The 15,622-nt window shown below is 51.7% G+C and carries 22 protein-coding genes and 1 tRNA gene; 6 read left to right on the forward strand and 17 right to left on the reverse strand.

The features are described from left to right. Positions 1-230: 230 nt before the first annotated feature. The 5 genes from rho (at position 231) to IPG22_16325 (ending at position 5,223) form a co-directional block, all read left to right on the forward strand. On the forward strand, positions 231-1,652 hold the full coding sequence (gene rho / locus IPG22_16305) for a transcription termination factor Rho (protein ID MBK6589851.1): 1,422 nt from the start codon (positions 231-233) through the stop codon (positions 1,650-1,652). 90 nt (positions 1,653-1,742) lie between these two features. Further along, positions 1,743-3,164: a glycogen synthase gene (locus IPG22_16310; GenBank protein ID MBK6589852.1), complete on the forward strand. Its 1,422-nt coding sequence runs from the start codon at positions 1,743-1,745 to the stop codon at positions 3,162-3,164. Positions 3,165-3,264: 100 nt separating this feature from the next. Next, a complete protein-coding gene (locus tag IPG22_16315) occupies positions 3,265-4,584 on the forward strand; it encodes an adenylosuccinate synthase (GenBank protein ID MBK6589853.1) in 1,320 nt (439 codons plus the stop codon). Positions 4,585-4,593: 9 nt separating this feature from the next. Beyond that, positions 4,594-5,076 carry a GNAT family N-acetyltransferase gene (locus IPG22_16320; GenBank protein ID MBK6589854.1) on the forward strand — a complete coding sequence of 161 codons (483 nt, stop codon included), beginning with the start codon at positions 4,594-4,596 and terminating at the stop codon, positions 5,074-5,076. A gap of 71 nt (positions 5,077-5,147) precedes the next feature. After that, a tRNA-Lys gene (locus IPG22_16325) sits at positions 5,148-5,223 on the forward strand. An 84-nt stretch (positions 5,224-5,307) separates the two neighbouring features. Here the strand turns inward: IPG22_16325 and IPG22_16330 are convergent. The 4 genes from IPG22_16330 to IPG22_16345 form a co-directional block, all read right to left on the reverse strand. Further along, complete coding sequence (locus tag IPG22_16330) at positions 5,308-5,589, reverse strand: hypothetical protein (protein ID MBK6589855.1); 282 nt, start codon at positions 5,587-5,589, stop codon at positions 5,308-5,310. A 132-nt stretch (positions 5,590-5,721) separates the two neighbouring features. Continuing rightward, positions 5,722-6,771 (reverse strand): CHAT domain-containing protein, encoded by a 1,050-nt coding sequence (locus IPG22_16335; protein MBK6589856.1) that lies wholly within the window; start codon positions 6,769-6,771, stop codon positions 5,722-5,724. Between the two features lie 85 nt (positions 6,772-6,856). Beyond that, positions 6,857-8,023 carry a hypothetical protein gene (locus IPG22_16340; GenBank protein ID MBK6589857.1) on the reverse strand — a complete coding sequence of 389 codons (1,167 nt, stop codon included), beginning with the start codon at positions 8,021-8,023 and terminating at the stop codon, positions 6,857-6,859. A gap of 267 nt (positions 8,024-8,290) precedes the next feature. Further along, positions 8,291-8,530, reverse strand: a complete 240-nt coding sequence (locus IPG22_16345; protein MBK6589858.1) for a hypothetical protein — start codon at positions 8,528-8,530, stop codon at positions 8,291-8,293. Positions 8,531-8,961: 431 nt separating this feature from the next. Here IPG22_16345 and IPG22_16350 point away from each other — a divergent pair, with 431 nt between their 5' ends. Continuing rightward, a complete protein-coding gene (locus IPG22_16350; protein MBK6589859.1) occupies positions 8,962-9,477 on the forward strand; it encodes a hypothetical protein in 516 nt (171 codons plus the stop codon). A gap of 58 nt (positions 9,478-9,535) precedes the next feature. Here IPG22_16350 and IPG22_16355 read toward each other — a convergent pair whose 3' ends face one another. The 13 genes from IPG22_16355 to IPG22_16415 form a co-directional block, all read right to left on the reverse strand. Further along, entirely contained in the window at positions 9,536-9,748 is a 213-nt protein-coding gene (locus IPG22_16355) for a hypothetical protein (GenBank protein MBK6589860.1), read from the reverse strand. After that, positions 9,705-10,079, reverse strand: a complete 375-nt coding sequence (locus IPG22_16360) for a hypothetical protein (GenBank protein ID MBK6589861.1) — start codon at positions 10,077-10,079, stop codon at positions 9,705-9,707. The genes IPG22_16355 and IPG22_16360 overlap by 44 nt, the downstream gene beginning before the upstream one ends. Beyond that, a complete protein-coding gene (locus IPG22_16365) occupies positions 10,076-10,759 on the reverse strand; it encodes a hypothetical protein (protein MBK6589862.1) in 684 nt (227 codons plus the stop codon). The genes IPG22_16360 and IPG22_16365 overlap by 4 nt, the downstream gene beginning before the upstream one ends. Next, entirely contained in the window at positions 10,760-11,089 is a 330-nt protein-coding gene (locus IPG22_16370) for a hypothetical protein (protein MBK6589863.1), read from the reverse strand. Positions 11,090-11,138: 49 nt separating this feature from the next. Then, a complete protein-coding gene (locus tag IPG22_16375) occupies positions 11,139-11,378 on the reverse strand; it encodes a hypothetical protein (protein ID MBK6589864.1) in 240 nt (79 codons plus the stop codon). Between the two features lie 12 nt (positions 11,379-11,390). Beyond that, positions 11,391-11,663, reverse strand: a complete 273-nt coding sequence (locus IPG22_16380; protein MBK6589865.1) for a hypothetical protein — start codon at positions 11,661-11,663, stop codon at positions 11,391-11,393. Further along, positions 11,663-12,199, reverse strand: a complete 537-nt coding sequence (locus tag IPG22_16385; protein MBK6589866.1) for a DUF1643 domain-containing protein — start codon at positions 12,197-12,199, stop codon at positions 11,663-11,665. The genes IPG22_16380 and IPG22_16385 overlap by 1 nt, the downstream gene beginning before the upstream one ends. An 11-nt stretch (positions 12,200-12,210) precedes the next feature. Beyond that, a complete protein-coding gene (locus IPG22_16390; protein MBK6589867.1) occupies positions 12,211-12,435 on the reverse strand; it encodes a hypothetical protein in 225 nt (74 codons plus the stop codon). Then, positions 12,419-12,703, reverse strand: coding sequence for a hypothetical protein (locus IPG22_16395; GenBank protein MBK6589868.1), 285 nt, complete (start codon positions 12,701-12,703; stop codon positions 12,419-12,421). The genes IPG22_16390 and IPG22_16395 overlap by 17 nt, the downstream gene beginning before the upstream one ends. Before the next feature lie 66 nt (positions 12,704-12,769). Next, positions 12,770-13,054, reverse strand: a complete 285-nt coding sequence (locus tag IPG22_16400) for a hypothetical protein (protein MBK6589869.1) — start codon at positions 13,052-13,054, stop codon at positions 12,770-12,772. After that, on the reverse strand, positions 13,051-13,470 hold the full coding sequence (locus IPG22_16405; GenBank protein MBK6589870.1) for a hypothetical protein: 420 nt from the start codon (positions 13,468-13,470) through the stop codon (positions 13,051-13,053). Before IPG22_16405 ends, IPG22_16400 begins: the two co-directional genes overlap by 4 nt. Further along, a complete protein-coding gene (locus tag IPG22_16410) occupies positions 13,406-14,254 on the reverse strand; it encodes an AAA family ATPase (GenBank protein ID MBK6589871.1) in 849 nt (282 codons plus the stop codon). The genes IPG22_16405 and IPG22_16410 overlap by 65 nt, the downstream gene beginning before the upstream one ends. A gap of 27 nt (positions 14,255-14,281) precedes the next feature. Next, the gene (locus tag IPG22_16415; protein ID MBK6589872.1) at positions 14,282-15,607 is read right to left on the reverse strand and encodes a transposase family protein; all 1,326 of its coding nucleotides are present in this window, start codon (positions 15,605-15,607) and stop codon (positions 14,282-14,284) included. Positions 15,608-15,622 lie beyond the last annotated feature (15 nt).

Here is a 15,622-nt window from a genome sequence, read left to right on the forward strand (position 1 = left end):
CCGGTTGATTTTTAACATCACATATTGTAATAATTATGGTTCCCGGATTCTTTTGAGTTCTCTGAAAGCTTCTTTAGCTTATTTCACTGGCATTACTACATACAATCCGTACGATTTTTTCCGCTTTATCTTTCTGAATAGTCCAAGGGCGTTAACGCGCGAGAAAATTCGTAAAAACCGCAGAATGCTGTCGCAAGGTAAACCGACGTCCAAATTATCTAGACTCTAAAATGGCCACTAAAACCACACAAACCCGTAGACCGAAAGTTGCGAAATCCGCACCTGTTGACGAAAAGGAAATTGCTCCGGTCGAGGAAATCGATGCCGTAAGTTCCGACCCTTCTGAAAAGAAGAAAAAGGGTTCTGACAATAACAACGGAAGTTCCGAAGATACGACCCTGAATATCGGCGACCTCAAAGATATGTCGATCAGCGAACTGACGCACATCGCCAAGGAAATGGGCATAGAAGGTGCGACCGGGCTGAGAAAGCAGGAACTGATCTTCAAGGTTCTGGCGGCCCAGACCGAGAAAAGCGGACTTATTTTTTCGCAAGGCGTATTGGAGACGCTGCCCGATGGATTCGGCTTCCTGCGTGCTCCGGAATACAACTATCTGCCTGGCCCGGACGATATTTATGTCAGTCCGTCCCAGATCCGCAAATTTGACCTACGAACCGGCGACACCGTTTCCGGCCAGATCCGCCCGCCAAAGGAAGGGGAGCGTTATTTCGCTCTCATTAAGGTCGAGGCCATCAATTTCGAGTCGCCCGAGCAGTCGCGAGAGAAGGTTTTCTTTGACAACCTGACGCCGCTCTATCCGGACGAGCAGTTGACGATGGAGATCGAAGGTGATCCTGAACGCATCGCTGCCCGCGTCATGGATCTCGTCACGCCGATCGGTAAAGGCCAGCGTGCTTTGATCGTCGCTCCACCGCGTACCGGTAAGACGATGCTGCTGCAAACTATCGCCAATTCGATCACGATGAACCATCCAGAGGTCACACTGATCGTTTTGCTGATCGACGAGCGTCCTGAGGAAGTTACGGACATGCAGCGCAGCGTTAAGGGTGAGGTCATTTCCTCGACCTTTGACGAACCGCCGACACGCCACGTGCAGGTTGCCGACATGGTCATTGAAAAGGCCAAACGCCTGGTCGAGCACAAACGCGACGTGGTTATACTTTTGGATTCGATCACTCGTCTCGCGCGGGCACACAACGCTGTGGTTCCGCCGTCAGGTAAGATCCTGTCGGGCGGTATTGACTCTAATGCTCTACAGAGGCCGAAGAGGTTCTTTGGTGCGGCACGTAACATCGAGGAGGGCGGTAGCTTAACGATCATCGCGACGGCCCTGATCGATACAGGTTCAAGAATGGACGACGTTATTTTCGAGGAGTTCAAGGGAACCGGTAACTCGGAAATTCACCTCGACCGCAAGCTCTCGGACAAGCGTCTGTTTCCGGCGATCGACCTTCAGCGTTCGGGTACTCGAAAGGAAGAATTGCTCATCGATAAGGAAAACCTTAACCGGATCTGGGTCATGCGTCGCGTGCTCAATCCGCTGTCGCCAGTCGAGCAGATGGAAGTTGTCCTGGAAAGGCTTTCTAAGACCAAGACAAACGCTGAATTTTTAGCGTCGATGCAAACATAGTAGTTGTCAGTTGTCAGTTGTCGGTTGTCAGCAGTTAGTTTTCGGATCTTTCTGACAACTGACGGCGGACAACCGATAACTTTTTCATTTATGCGCGTAGCCGTAATCTCTGCTGAAGCAGTTCCATATTCCAAGACCGGAGGCCTGGGAGACGTCGCGGGGGCGTTGCCGAAGGCGCTAAAGCAGATCGGCATCGATTCGCTTCTGATCACCCCTTGTTATTGGCAGACGAAAGGCGAATATCTCTGGAGCACGGCGATAGATGATCTGTGGCTAAATTGGCGCGGACGCCCGTACCATGCGAGAGCTTTTTACAGCGAGGCAAACGGCTCTCCGACCTTTCTGATCGATGCTCCGTCGCTGTTTCACCGCGACTCGATTTACGGGTATACAGAGGACTACGAACGCTTTGCCTTCTTCAATCACGCCGCACTTGTCTTGCTAGAACGCATCGGAGCGGCACCCGACATAGTTCACCTGAACGACTGGCATTGTGGATTCGCGGCGGTCGAGATCGCTGCCAGGCGACAGTATCAGTCGTATTGGCGAAACACCCGAACGGTTTTCTCGATCCACAACATGGCATACCAAGGTGGTTTTCCATTAGGGGAATTACCTGCGCTTGGATTTTCGAGCGGTTTGGCCCGCGATAGTTTTAGCTTTAATGGCTATGCATCGGCTATGAAGGCGGGCCTCGAAAGGTCGGATACGCTTTCTACCGTTTCGCGTCGATACGGTTATGAAATACAGACGCCTGAGTTTGGCCAAGGACTTGATTGGCTTACGCGAAAACGTGCTGACCGGTTGATCGGCATCACAAATGGTGTCGATTACGAGGAGTGGAATCCCGAAACAGACAAAGAACTGCCGGCACATTTCTCGATCGACGATCTCTCGGGAAAGGCAGAATGCAAACGAGCATTGCTAGATCGCTTTCATCTGACGATCGAACTCGACCGCCCGATATTCGCGTCCGTTACGCGTCTGACTTCGCAGAAAGGAGTTGAGCTAATTAGACAGGGAGCGGGTGACATTCTGGCGGCTGGCGGCTTCTTTATTGCGCTTGGTTCGGGCGAGAAAGACTCGGAGCAATTTCTGCAGACACTTCGCGACTATGCCCCCTCGCGGGTCGGCGTTTACATCGGCTATAATGAAAGCCTGGCACATCTGATCGAAGCGGGAGCGGACATGTTCCTGATGCCGTCGAAGTTTGAGCCGTGCGGGCTAAACCAAATGTATTCATTAAGATACGGAACGATCCCGATCGTTAGAGCCACGGGCGGACTGGACGACACGGTTGAAAATTGGGACGCCGTCAGCGGTCGCGGAAATGGGTTCAAATTTGGTCCGTATCAGGCAGATAAGCTGCTGGAAAAGATCTATGAGGCTCGTTTCGCTTACGAAGATAAGGAATCCTGGGCAAAGATCCAGCGGAACGGCATGACGGTCGATAATTCGTGGGAAAACGCGGCGAGGAATTATGTTGACCTGTATAATTGGACTATGAATTGACAGGGTTGAAGATGATGTAAGGGATGGGTAGGTTGTTCCCTCTTATCTCTTTCATCCATTTTATCCCTGTTAAAAATGCCCTTGGTTGGCAGACACATTTATGATAATTGTTATTATCGGAGCCCAGTGGGGTGACGAAGGTAAGGGAAAGGTCGTTGACCTGCTCGCGGATCGGTTCGACATTGTCTCCCGCTATCAGGGCGGACACAATGCCGGCCACAGCGTCTATGTCGGTGATAAAGCCTTTGTTCTCAGGCTTTTACCTTCTGGTATCATTCACGAAGACAAAACCTGCGTTCTCGGTAACGGCATGGTTATCGACCCAAAAGCCTTTTTCGAAGAGGTCGATCAGATCGCTGAAAAGGGAATCTCAGTCACGCCGGACCGTCTCAAAGTTTCGAGCCGTGCTCACCTGATCATGCCGTACCATCGTGCTCTTGATCACACGTCGGAAGAACGTCTCGGGAACGAAAAGATCGGCACAACACTTCGTGGGATCGGCCCGGCGTACGAAGACAAAGCAGGACGACGCGGTATCCGGGTCGCCGATGCTATGTCCCCCGAGCTTTTGAAACTGCGAGTCGAACGCAATCTCGAAGAGGCCAATCGGATAATCGTTCTGTTCGGTAACCAACCGCTGCGGGCCGATGAGATCCTCGAAGAAATTACGCCGCTCGTCGAACGTCTGCGGCCATTTGTTTGCGAAACCTCGCATTTCCTCGCGGAAGCTCGCAAGGCCAATAAAAAGATATTGCTTGAAGGTGCACAGGCGACTCTACTTGATGTGGATCACGGCACTTATCCATATGTCACGTCATCGAACCCGACCGCAGGCGGTGCTTCGGTAGGAGCGGGAATTCCCCCGCACCATATTACCGGTGTTCTGGGTATCGTCCGCACATATGCAACGCGCGTCGGAGAAGGGCCGTTCCCGACGGAGATGATCGATTCGGAAGAAGATATGGCGAATCTGATTCGTCAGCGCGGCAACGAATACGGCTCGGTCACGAAACGGCCGCGTCGGTGCGGTTGGTTCGATGCGGTCGCGACACGTTATGCGGCTGAGCTGAACGGGTTCGATTCTGTTGCTCTCACCAAACTCGACGTTCTCGACGCTCTCGAAGAGATCAAGGTATGCGTCGGGTACGAGATCGACGGGCGACGCGTTGATACATTTCCGGCAGTTTCCAGTGAGTTAACAAAGATCAAACCGATCTACGAGACGCTGTCAGGCTGGATGTCCGATACGGTTGGAACGACAGATTTCGACAAGCTGCCGGAAAAGGCGCAAGCGTATGTCCGTTTTCTATCCGATCAGATCGGCGTTGAGATCGGGCTCATATCGACCGGACCGGAACGCGATCAGACGATCATTCTCAAAGAGTCTGTCATGGAAGGCTGGTTCGAAGCCAAAGCTTAGAGCGAAACTATGAGATCTGCGACAGTCGAGATCGTTGAATTTAACGATGAATGGGCCGAAGATTTCGCCGCATTGAACTACGAATGGATCGAAAAGTTTTTCGCCGTCGAGAAGCATGATCGCGACATTCTCGATAACCCGCGTGAGGCCGTGATCGCACCCGGCGGTCAGATATTCATGGCGATCGTATCTGGCCTCGCGGCGGGCACGGTTGCACTAATTCCCTCGGAAGACGGAGTTCTGGAACTAACTAAAATGGCGGTTGCTACTGAGTTTCAGGGTATGGGAATCGCAAACCACCTTATGCAGAGGTCCATCGAGCACGCGAAGGCGTCCGGAACGCCACTAATTTTTCTCGAATCGCACCGCTCACTCCAACCAGCCCTCGCTTTGTATCGCAAATTTGGCTTTGTGGAGGTTCCAACGGACCCAAATTCGGAATACGCCCGCGCAGACATTCGCATGGAGCTTTCACTCGATCAACATCAATAATCCTAAAGCGTACGATATTGTGCATTTGGCACTTTGCAAAATGCATTCATCGTTGTATTATTCTCGTTTGTGGTCCGATAGCTCAGTCGGTAGAGCAAGTGGCTTTTAACCACTGGGTCGCAGGTTCGAGTCCTGCTCGGATCACCAATTATTGCAACAGTTAAGGCGTCCAACACGGACGCCTTTTTCGTTATTTATCTATTTTAGTATCTATTTGATCTTCTAAACCTTTCACTTTTTTCTTAGCGATTTTCTGGGCCTTAGTCCTTGTAGGGCGTTTAATTCGAAATATATCAGTCTAGATCCGTCCTTCTGCAGTGGGGACACCTCGCCATGGACGACTCTGTGACGAGCTGTATCATCCGTAATCCCAACCGCGCCACATGCGTCTTTTTGCTTAATCGCAATTACTGCTTTGAGAGGGCCAATTTGAGCTTCGATCTCTTCATTAATGACTTCACGAAGCAAGGTGGCAAATTCGATTTTTGATATGACAACAAACTCACTTTCCATAATGCACCATAGTTGCTGCATACATTGCAAGATTTATTCCTCACTTAAAGAGTAGAATATGGCGAGTTTTGGCGCGAAATTGATCCAGATTGGAGCGCCTGCACGACAGTCTGATTCAAAAAGAAGCCAAATCTAGCGAAAATCCCCGAGAATATTAAAGGCTGCCCAAAAGTATGGCTCATGAAACCCATGTTGCTTGTTTTGGATTAATGAAATCGCTGCTTTCTGTAAAGCGATCGAAGTGGAGTGTCCTTTGAGGTACTCAGCATAAAACGCAGTAGCAAATAATTGCGTTGACTTGTCATTTACCCCCCACTGAGATGAGATCACCGATGTGCTCCCTGAACCCAGCATTGCCCACGGAATACTGACCAGCCCTTCGCCGCTTTGCACTTTGCTCGTGTCGCAAGATGCGAGGAATGCTAAGTTGTTTGGCTTAAGGCGGGTCGATAGGAGATCGTTGACCGTCAATTCGCCAGAGTCCCCGGCATATTGCTGAAAGGCAAGAAATGAAGATAAGGAATTTTCGCTATCTAGTTGAGCATGCATGGAAAAATGAAGGATGTCAGTTTCCGCAGCAGATTTTAGGAAATCTGATTTCGAGGCATGGAGCTGAGGCAAGATTCCGAATAGCTTTCCAATATTTATCGCCTCGCTATTTACATAGGCTAGTTTCTGTCGGTTGAACGTATCGTTCGCAAAGATCTGAATAGTTTGTCTGCGGGGCGGCTGGGATGAAAGCTGTTGCTTCAGCAAGTAAACCGACGGTGAATAAGAGACGGAATTGGTTTCGATTAAGTACTTATTACCGTCTGGGCTCAGGGCATGGAAAGGTATTCTCCATAAAAGCTTGTCAGGAACAACTACAAGGTGACGGGATTTTAGGTCTAATGGTTTAAACAGTAAATCGTAGAGTCTCTTAGCGTCGCTCTTGAAGAATATTCGATCCTTTATTTTAATTAGGGTCTCTGACGCGAGTTTAGAGATATCTCCTTCTGTGATGTCAAGTTCCAAGGAACGCAACGGTTTTTTAGATTCCAGTACGAACGCAAGGAGTTTGCCTGACGACGTGAATTCATAGGAAACTACTGTCACGTCCTCGGGAATTTTCAAGCCCTGTGTCGAGAGATCCGGAATTTCCTTGCTCGCTGTTTGTTTATCTCTCACGATGCCGTTTTCCAACTCTATTAGGGCCGCCTCATCTTCTTTTCCTTCAATGTAGTTGCGAGAAGTCGCGAGAAGTCTGTTTCGGATCGATTCGGATAGATCAGGACGTGGCTTCAGGACGGACCGTTCGATTCTGTCCCCTAAGCAGATTTGCTTTAAGTAGCTCAGAATATTCAAAGGCTTTCGTGGGATTGCCAGCAACCTCAATCTCGCTGAGTAGCCTATAGACGGAATGGTGAACCTCCATCATCGCAATCGAAAGATCGACGGTAGGTGAGTTTCGAAAAGGCTCAAACAAGGAGAGCGATTTTGCCGCATATTCCCTCGCAGATCGCTCGTCGCCTAGCCGCCATGAACCCAATGCGAGTTTGAAATAGATCCGGGGAAGGTCGTCTTGAAAATTTTCATTTTCCGTCAATTTACGTAGATGATGAGCATTCGTGATAAGTTCTTTCCAGTTCTGATCTCGCTCGGCAATCGTGCTTCTCCAATAGGGAACAATGAAATCGGAAGTGCCTTTCTCGTTTGCCAGCCTTGAAAAATACTCCTCTGAGACTAATGGGTTTCCCTTGAAGTTCTCGACCAAGGCCCGCCCTAGAAGACGCTCAAAACTAAACTGCTTTTGTTTATCGATTGATTCCAATCCTGCCAGGTAGTTTTTAGCGGCTTCAATATCATTCTCATATAACGATCGCAGCAAGAGGCTTGAAAGGAACTGTCCGGCGTGATAGTCCACTCTAGCTCGAGTCGAAAGGGCCAGGCCCTTGAGATACAGGTCCCTCGATCGTTGTGGCTGACCGGTGACATCGAGCAGGTTCGCTAATTCAAGATGAGCGATTCTGTTGCGATGTTCGAATTCTCCCATTGAAGATTTCGCAACTAATTGTTCCGCATAAATAAGAGCGTTGGCATAGTAGAATTTCGCACTCCAAGCTAGGCTCAGAAATCGTAGTGCGTCATAGTAAATCGAAATGTGGCCGTTCGCCAGAGCCTCTTTCTCAGCTTTTTCCAACCATATGATCGCTGCAAAATCATGACCCGCTGAATATAGGGTCCGACCGACCTCCAACTGGTAAGCTGCGAGCGATGCTGAGTCATTTGTCGACATTGAGTTCGCTAGTCGCAGGTTTTCAAGCCGCTCCAAAATCACGCTTTGAACGAAAAACTGCTGCCTTACATAGGTAAAGAGATACGACAGAGTCGGGAAAGCGAATTCGTAGTTTGGGATCGGAAATGAATGGATCAACAACCTGAGCAGCTTCATCATATCGACCCAGTTGGATGAAAGTCCGACAAGTTCGAAAGGCTATATGAGATGCTTCTGACAATCGTCCGGATTGTGAGAGTCGCGAGATTTGAGCAGGGGCGAGTTTGGCTACTTCTTCAAAGTATCCCTTTGAATATAGCTTAGAAATGTTCTGTGAACCGGGTTGGCTCAAAGATTTTTCCGACATGAGGGCTAATGCGAAAATGACCAGAATTGATCTTGTCGCACAAGCCCACATGTTCGGTTTGTTTCTCATCAAAGTTACTCCTAGTCCGGTGTAGGACGACAATCACCATTGCCATTATCACCGCCCTCATTGTTCGGCCTACAAGTCGTACACTGTCGCAGGGGACATTGATCATTGCCGCCCGCGAGCGATAGCAACGCGGTCAACGCATAGGTGACGATGCCACTGGTTGCTGGCAACACCCCGCCAGTTGCGAAAATATTGCCCGCTAACACGGTTGTCAAGGCCATCCCCAAGAGAAGAGTTTTGATTCGTTTCATTTCATTTCCTCCGTATGTGAGTCTTAATAAATTCATACATCGCCGCCGTGACGAAGCGTCCTCCGACGCCATGTCCCGCCTCGTTGGCATATATGAACCAAACATTGGCTCCCGCGTCTCGCAGTTGAGATTTGAGGCCGAGAACGTCCCCTTCCGGGACTCTTTGAGAGGGGAGAAGATATTGAGGGGTAGTGAAACACGATATTCTCCGGAATCGGGGGAAATTGAGTCGCTCGATCGGTTGTAATGTTTTGATAGGGTCAAAACTGAATTCTGGCGAATATCGCGATCAATCTTCCAATTCATTCATCTCTAATTAGGGCTCCATCAATATATATATATATCAAAACCGGCGCAACTTGACTTCATCCGGAGCCAGGCATAATATCGCGACAGTCTCAAAAAACCCATAATTCAGGAGTTCTCACAAAATGAAACGAATACTTACATCTCTCATCCTAATTTCGCTGTTCGCGACGTCCAGCGTATTTGCCGGCATCGACAGCAAAGGAGCTGCTTATCAGGGCGGCACTACGAAAGATAAAGACTTTCCGGGCATGAAAAAGCCGGCAGAAGGCAAACTCGATCTCGACAACACGAAGGAGCTGGTGTTTAGCTATAAGTTGAATAAAGTAGAAAAGACCTACTCAATTCCATACGATCAGATGATCGATCTGGAGTACGGACAGAAAGCCGGACGTCGCGTTGGGGCTGCCATCGGGTCGGCCATCTTGCTGGGGCCGATCGGGCTGTTTTTGCTCTTTTCAAAGAAGCGTAAACACTTCGTAACAATCGGTTACAAAGGGACCGATGGAAAGGAGGAAGTCGCCATCTTCGAACTCGGCAAAGACATCATTCGAACGAGTCTGCCAATCCTCGAAGCTCGGTCTGGTAAGAAGATCGAATATCAAGACGACGAGGCAAAGAAGTCGAGCAAGGGCGACTAACTAAAACAACAAAAAAGAGCGGCGATTGCCGCTCTTTCGCATTTTAAAACCCTCGAGGTTAAAACATGTGCTGGGCATAGAAGAAATCGTCTTGTGACGGTGTTTCGTAGGTTTCGAAGAATGCTTCACGGTCGGGTAGGATCTCTACATCGACCGGGCCTTCGTAGCCGTATAGCTGTTTGGCTGCGACCTGCATCATTTCGATCAGTGCCGCGGCGGTCTTGTCGCTAACGGCCGGGCGGCAGTGAATTCGGGCGGTGGCGGCGTTCATGCAATCTCCAGACCCGGACTCCGCCTTCGACCTTGCGGGACGTGAATTTCTTGTCGGGTAGTCTAAGCAAATGGTGGAATTTATCGCGTCGTGTAAAGCCCGGTACCAAAACGGAATCGTTGACCTCCATCTTCGCGATCACCTGTCTAAGGCCATCGAATGGACGAGCCGTTATTAGCGGTATATCTTTCTCGATCTGCAGCGAGGCGAAATCAGTCTTCGGTTTCTCTTCGATTGCATTCGCGTAGCGTTCCTTCGCTTGTTTGCAGCACCCGCAGGCGACAATCTCGCGTTGCAGTCCTTGGCAATAATCACAATACTCGTTTGTCATAGGGACACCTCCTGCGGTGGCTTCTCGGCGTTTTTCCTTTGGTGAAAATTCCGCAAGTTTTCGGCGGCTTTTGGATACGGAATTGGCTGCTGTTCTGGTGGAATGACAAGGCCGACTTCTTCCTCGCTTTCCTCATAAACCATGACGCGGATCTCGAAGCTCGACAGCATTCGATATTTCTCAGATCGACTGCGCAAGCGTGATCTGATCTGCTCGCATCGTTTGAGCCCTTTCAGCGTCAATCCGTAGCGTGTTGGGTAGCATCGACCGTATAGAGCCAGCAGCTCACGAGCTGCGGCGATGGTCACCTGTTCGCCGCGGTTATATAAACGACGCTGGATCGCGATCGCGTCTTTGTGATCCTGGGAGAAGCTCCGGGCCCGGACTTTAGCAGCTTCCCGCGTCTCGTCGTTTCGCCAATAGCTTTCATTTACCTCGGCGTTTTGTTTGCGCCAGTTTTGCAGGTATTTAGTCTTGTATTCGCGACGATGACCACGCTCGGCTGAGTTGTTACAGTCCTTACAACGAGGGCGAAAATAGTAGTAATTACCGCTGTCGTCGTGTCGGTGCTGGATGATCATCTCGTCACGCATCTTGTCTTTACCGCACTTATTACAGGTGCGCGAGAGCGGCAGCTGATCAAAGCGATCGGTTTTAAATTTTGAACGAAGGTTGGGCACTTAAATTCCTCGCTCCTCTCGGTGGAGTAGTAGACAGTTTTCTTTGCCGCAGTATTCGCAGGGCGGGTCTGGGGTGACCTCAACTGATGGCGGTTCAAAGTACGCCGGTTCGTAGGACATGGGCATTGATTCGCATTCTCGGGTCAGCCAATTGAGCAGACGGAGTCGGGTGGGTGTTTTCCCTTTTTTCACGCACCATTCGAGCATCTTCCGGTACAACTCAGCGACCTGTAGAGGTTTGTATTCGGGTTGCTGCTGCAGCCAGATGATCCACGTCATGTCGTCGAGATCCGGGCGAGTTTTTAGATTTTCAGGGACGCTTTTTTTCATTGCCTTTAGGTTTCGGGAGCGGTGCTTTGACCGCTCCCGAAGTAGTGATTTAGCCGGAGCCGTAGCCGTCGCCGTAGCCGTCGCCGGAGCCGTAGCCGGAGCCGTCGCCGTAGCCGTAGCCGGAGCCGTAGCCGTAGCCGTAGCCGTAGCCGGAGCCGTAGCCGTAGCCGGAGCCGTAGCCGGAGCCGGAGCCGTCGCCGTAGCCGGAGCCGGAGCCGTAGCCGGAGCCGTCGCCGTAGCCGGAGCCGGAGCCGGAGCCGTAGCCGTCGCCGTTACCTACACCGACCATACAGGCACCTCGTCAATCGACTTTTTCGCCCTCCGGCGTCACGTCGAGGATCTCGATCGCTTCGGTCAGCTCGACCCGGTCTACGGCTACCGGGAACTTGCAGTCTTTCGGCTGCTTCGTGCCTTCCATCGCGAGCTGCGAAAGGGACGCAGCACCATACCAACGCCAGAGACGGCGAGCTTTGGTCAGAACGACCTCTTTGCCATCGCGGCTCTCAAGAAACCCTGCGAAAACTCCCGCAGAGTAAGTTCGACAGATAACGAATTTTTGCTGTGTATCAGCCATTATTTAGTCTCCTTATTTTTAAAATCTCGCGAATACCATCGCGAGGGCTTAGTGTTGTCGGGCAGATAAAGCGGATGCCACGGCTGTTCCCGAGTCAGCCGCAGATAGTGAGGATCGAACCGAGCGAGCATTCGACGGACGATCGAGCCGCGGCCCATAAAAGCACCGTTGCGACTCCATGCACAGACGACTAGAGAGGCGTCTTGTGCGACAGAAATAATGTGCCGATCGTTACCGAATCCGACTGGATCGGTGACCTTCATCGCGACCTTAAAGTCGGTCGCACGAAAGGCAAATAGGTTGGTTATGCATAGAGCGTCGAAGCCCCAGGAGCGGGTAAATTTGACGCATTTGCGGACGGTTGGATCGTCGGTGTTTTCATCGGCAGTCGATGGGTTTAGACAGACGAAATTCACATACCGGCGCGGTTCGGGCGACCATTGCCGCCAGAGTTCATAGCGATAGATTCGGCGCCGATCGAGAGAAGCGGAACGGGTCTCGTGTTGAAATAATGTTGGCTGGACAGTGGCTAACATTCATGGTCTCCTTATGCAGATTGAGCAAGCGTTTTGGGCTGTTCGCGGATGATCTGGACGAAACAGGCTCCGGCTTGCGGGTGTTTTGGCTCGAAGTAGACGAAGTGTCCGTCGCCTTCGCGGTCGCAGATGTCGCGTGAAATATCGAGCGAGACGGCAATCGCGTTGGAGTTATTGCAAACTGGTTTTTCGAGCCACATTCCATAAAAGCGGCAGCATTCACATTTCTTTGGCATCGCCTTGATCCTCCGTCATCCACTTTTCAAACAGCTCCCTTTTTCGATCGCCTCGGGCAAATATTCGATCGTCATCAAGGTCAAAATTACCAACGACAACCGACACTGCTGCCATCACGTCACCGATCTCATCTTCGAGTCGTTCTTTCAGGCTTCCGGCTCCGTCCCAGTGCTCGTCTGTATCCATACGAGCCATTTTCTTAGCAGCTATTTGCTGCAGCTCGCCGCATTCCTCCACGAGCTTTACGAGTCCGAGTTTTTCTAACATTGGCTAACTCCTTCAAGCTTGGCGGCGGGTCATCACTCCCGCCGCCTTCGCCTGATACTTTAGTTCTTATTCGATTGAAAGCCGCGGATTCGAAGGCATTGCGGCGGGCTTGCCCGGTTCGGGTTGAGGGTCGAGGAAACGGCCGCTGAGCTCGAGGGCCATGTCGTGCATGTGCTGCCGGAGCTGGTCGAGCTTCATGAGCCGATCGTATTCGTCCTGTTCGATCTCGCGGGTTGTGAACGATCGTTTGCATCGCTGGCACACCCGTTTTCGGTAGACGTGATCAGGGCTGCGGTAGCGTGAATCGTAAACTCGCGAATACTCGAGACAGGTGCCGGCATGCTTCCTCACGCTGCAGACCTCCTAATGCCGACGACGGAGCGGCCGTCACCGAGTTTTTTGAACATTTCGAAGCCAGCCTGAACTTTCTTTTCTTCGAGACGAAAGGCCTCCATGAGGGCCTCGTTGGCGAGGTTGCCGAGGGCGAGCGGCGATTGAGCATTGAGACAGATCCGGCGAATCGCTTCAGGCTCGAACATCTGGTCAAAGCTGCCACCAGCTACATTGATGCGGTGCTGGATGTAGGCTGAACTGCCGCTGATGTCAGCCGGGCCGGTCTTTGTGCTTTTGGTCAGCTCGGGCATCTGGATGATCTGGACACGCTGACGGATCTCCTTAAACTCCACCTCGCGGAGCTTTGAATCAACAAACGCGGGCTGGCCGAAGAGCAGGACGCCGAGCAGGCGAGCATTGCGGCCATTGGTCATTTCCCCAAAAGTTTTTGAGCGATGAGACCACGCGGTTTTGCAGGCGATGGCATTCATCCAGGACGATCGCGACGGGCGTTCCCTCGAGCTGCATTTGCGTGAGGACCTCGCGAATGCGTGACACGCGAGCCTCTTTGTTCTGAGGGATCTTTTGCCCGAGCTCTGCAAGGATCTTGTTCGCGATGCCGTGGACAGTGACCTCGGACATGTCAAAAAACTCGGGGTAGAGCAGCTTGGCGTGGCCCTCGACTTCGCCGGCGACACGGAGCTTGAGCAGAGTTTTGCCCGAACCGACACCGCCGATGATCGCGACGAAACGCTGATAAAGCACGGCGGCGTCGCGGACGCGGGCAGAGACCGAATCAAGCTCGGGATTGGTAAAGACCTCGTCCTCGACCGGAAGGCGATCGACGTCGAAGGGATCATACTTGAAGCCGAAATAGCGAACGGCCTCGGGTGTAAGGGGGCAGCGATTGGCGATCATTATGTTGTACTCCTGTGGTTCAAAAACAGTGGAAAGTTCGGCTTCGACCTCAGTGGAAGTGAGGCCCTTTGTAGTTAATAAATCAGCAAAAGCGTCGAAGAGGATCGGACGCATACGTCGCACCAACATGAGTGGAGCCTCGCCCGATCGCAAACGAAACGCATTCGACTTGGAGAAATATTGCTGCGGTGACGTACACATGTGACCGAGCTTGCGATGTGAGATCTCATTGCGTTGGCAGAATTCGTCTACCGCCTGGCAAAAGGCAATATCTTCGGGCTGAAGGGCTGACTGTTTCATCGGAAAATCTCCTATTTGAATGCGGCACTAAACGGCTCGCAATATCCTCTGCGGAACGGCTTCGGTCTGCCGCCCGGCGTCTATGCCACTCTCGATCTCGGACTGAGGGACAAAGCAGGTCTCATCACGCGATGCGAACATCGAATCCATGAAAGACTTGCACTCAGCAAGAGTCGAGAAACGTTGTTTGTAGAGGTCGCAGGCTTCCCAACAGGTGAGCATGCGGCCGGTGTAGAGATCCTCGCGGACACGTCCGGGGGCTGCCTCGGCGAGGCGTTCGAGCGGAACCGCGACAGTTTCCGGTTTTGGGAAACGGGCAATATTGCTCGGCATCGCTGCTGGCTGATCGTTGACCGACTCGTCGAAGAACCGGATCGGTTCGGCAACACGGCCCTCGGACGAGACGGTGCGGACGCGTTTCGCATCCTCTTTGGCGACCTGCTTGAGCTCCTTCCGAAGCGTTTCCGCATCGGTTTGAGCTGTCGAGCGGTATTCGCCGGCAGTGTCCGGTTTGTAGAGATCCTTCGGCACGTCGTACTCAAGGCCATCAAAGCCGACGACCGTGAAGAACGGCTGATCGTCCGGGAATATGATCCGCAGCTTTTCGCTGCGAGTCGTCCAGTTCGCAAATGGATAGATCTCGGACTGCGGCAGCTGATAGGTTTTGCCTTTGAGCCGGAACGTCAGATCGCCTTTGAGCTTGACCTCATGCTCATCGGCCATAAAGGCGGAGCGAAGCGATGAATAATCGAGCCGGCGTATGACGGACAGAGTGTTTTCCCAGCGTTCCAGCGGCTTTTGGCCAGTCTCGCTGTGGACTGAGTTATTTAGCTTGTGCATGACGCCGCGGGCGAACTGATCATTAAGTGCTTCGAGGGTCAGCTGGCCGCGCTCGGCGATGTAAGGACCTATGAATCTCTCGCACTGCTCGACGGTCTGGTGCAGGCGTTCGACCTTGCCGGTAGCTCGTGAATTACCGGGTAAGTGGAAAGTGTTTTGATAGCCGCCCTGGTCTAAGAGAACCTTATTGAGAATCTCCGTAGTGCGGGCATTTCGACCGAACTTAATGATCGCGTCGTTATCTGTGTAAAGGGTTTGCGGGACGCCAAGTTCACTGTACGCCTGCAGCAGGAAATCAACGACGTGTGAGCTATTCGGCTTCGCGACTCCAACGTAGCGGATAAAGCAACGGCGGGAAAAATCGTCAATGAGAGCGAAACGCCAAACTCTGACACGATCATTGTTGGTGTTTTCATGGTTCTTTGAAACCTCGAGACTGGAGACGGAAATAATACGCCGGGTTTTCTGATCGAGCCAGCGGGATTTAAGACCGGAGATGTCGAACTGGAACATCTCGCCCGGAGCCGA

The organism is Acidobacteriota bacterium, assembly GCA_016703965.1.
GTDB lineage: Bacteria > Acidobacteriota > Blastocatellia > Pyrinomonadales > Pyrinomonadaceae > OLB17.

Excerpts from the sequence above, each read along its gene's own strand:
- rho (MBK6589851.1), top strand. The coding sequence starts at position 231 with ATGGCCACTAAAACCACACAAACCCGTAGACCGAAAGTTGCGAAATCC.
- IPG22_16310 (MBK6589852.1), top strand. The coding sequence starts at position 1,743 with ATGCGCGTAGCCGTAATCTCTGCTGAAGCAGTTCCATATTCCAAGACC.
- IPG22_16315 (MBK6589853.1), top strand. The coding sequence starts at position 3,265 with ATGATAATTGTTATTATCGGAGCCCAGTGGGGTGACGAAGGTAAGGGA.
- IPG22_16320 (MBK6589854.1), top strand. The coding sequence starts at position 4,594 with ATGAGATCTGCGACAGTCGAGATCGTTGAATTTAACGATGAATGGGCC.
- IPG22_16330 (MBK6589855.1), bottom strand. The coding sequence starts at position 5,589 with ATGGAAAGTGAGTTTGTTGTCATATCAAAAATCGAATTTGCCACCTTG.
- IPG22_16340 (MBK6589857.1), bottom strand. The coding sequence starts at position 8,023 with ATGATGAAGCTGCTCAGGTTGTTGATCCATTCATTTCCGATCCCAAAC.
- IPG22_16345 (MBK6589858.1), bottom strand. The coding sequence starts at position 8,530 with ATGAAACGAATCAAAACTCTTCTCTTGGGGATGGCCTTGACAACCGTG.
- IPG22_16350 (MBK6589859.1), top strand. The coding sequence starts at position 8,962 with ATGAAACGAATACTTACATCTCTCATCCTAATTTCGCTGTTCGCGACG.
- IPG22_16355 (MBK6589860.1), bottom strand. The coding sequence starts at position 9,748 with ATGAACGCCGCCACCGCCCGAATTCACTGCCGCCCGGCCGTTAGCGAC.
- IPG22_16360 (MBK6589861.1), bottom strand. The coding sequence starts at position 10,079 with ATGACAAACGAGTATTGTGATTATTGCCAAGGACTGCAACGCGAGATT.
- IPG22_16370 (MBK6589863.1), bottom strand. The coding sequence starts at position 11,089 with ATGAAAAAAAGCGTCCCTGAAAATCTAAAAACTCGCCCGGATCTCGAC.
- IPG22_16375 (MBK6589864.1), bottom strand. The coding sequence starts at position 11,378 with ATGGTCGGTGTAGGTAACGGCGACGGCTACGGCTCCGGCTCCGGCTCC.
- IPG22_16380 (MBK6589865.1), bottom strand. The coding sequence starts at position 11,663 with ATGGCTGATACACAGCAAAAATTCGTTATCTGTCGAACTTACTCTGCG.
- IPG22_16385 (MBK6589866.1), bottom strand. The coding sequence starts at position 12,199 with ATGTTAGCCACTGTCCAGCCAACATTATTTCAACACGAGACCCGTTCC.
- IPG22_16390 (MBK6589867.1), bottom strand. The coding sequence starts at position 12,435 with ATGCCAAAGAAATGTGAATGCTGCCGCTTTTATGGAATGTGGCTCGAA.
- IPG22_16395 (MBK6589868.1), bottom strand. The coding sequence starts at position 12,703 with ATGTTAGAAAAACTCGGACTCGTAAAGCTCGTGGAGGAATGCGGCGAG.
- IPG22_16405 (MBK6589870.1), bottom strand. The coding sequence starts at position 13,470 with ATGACCAATGGCCGCAATGCTCGCCTGCTCGGCGTCCTGCTCTTCGGC.
- IPG22_16410 (MBK6589871.1), bottom strand. The coding sequence starts at position 14,254 with ATGAAACAGTCAGCCCTTCAGCCCGAAGATATTGCCTTTTGCCAGGCG.
- IPG22_16415 (MBK6589872.1), bottom strand. The coding sequence starts at position 15,607 with ATGTTCCAGTTCGACATCTCCGGTCTTAAATCCCGCTGGCTCGATCAG.